The organism is Clostridium sp. HCP1S3_C6, assembly GCF_052066735.1.
In the GTDB taxonomy this organism is placed as follows: Bacteria; Bacillota; Clostridia; order Clostridiales; family Clostridiaceae; genus Clostridium.
The window spans coordinates 1-405 of sequence record NZ_JBQHRN010000083.1; the positions used below are offsets into that span (position 1 = coordinate 1).

1 pseudogene is annotated in these 405 nt (G+C 28.1%); it reads left to right on the plus strand.

Annotated features, from left to right (window positions below):
* Window positions 1-198 precede the first annotated feature (198 nt).
* Window positions 199-405, plus strand: a pseudogene (locus ACTNAO_RS12860) (IS66 family transposase); the annotation flags it as partial.

The window sequence follows — 405 nt, forward strand, 5'->3', positions numbered from 1 at the left end:
TTCTTTATTGTTTAATTTCTTATACATAAAAATCCTCCTGTAAAATCATTATTCACTTAATTTTACAAGGAGAATCATAATTTATGTAGACGTGAAATCTTTGACGGTTACAAAGTAATGTGCATTATTAACAAGAAGTACAGCATAAAAAAGTTTGACTTGTTGTATCCAAAATATTGACATAAGACCAAACGTTATGAAATAAGGCTTAAGAAGTTATCACCGATTTTAGAAAATTTTGAAAAGTATATAAATACAGAAATCAAAGATGCACTTCCAAGAAGTCCTCTCGGTAAAGCATTAGAATATGCTCAAAAAACAGTTCCAACAATGAAGAATATATTAGAAGATGGTTCTTTAGAAATTGATAATAATGCAGCAGAACGTTCAATAAAGCCATTTGTA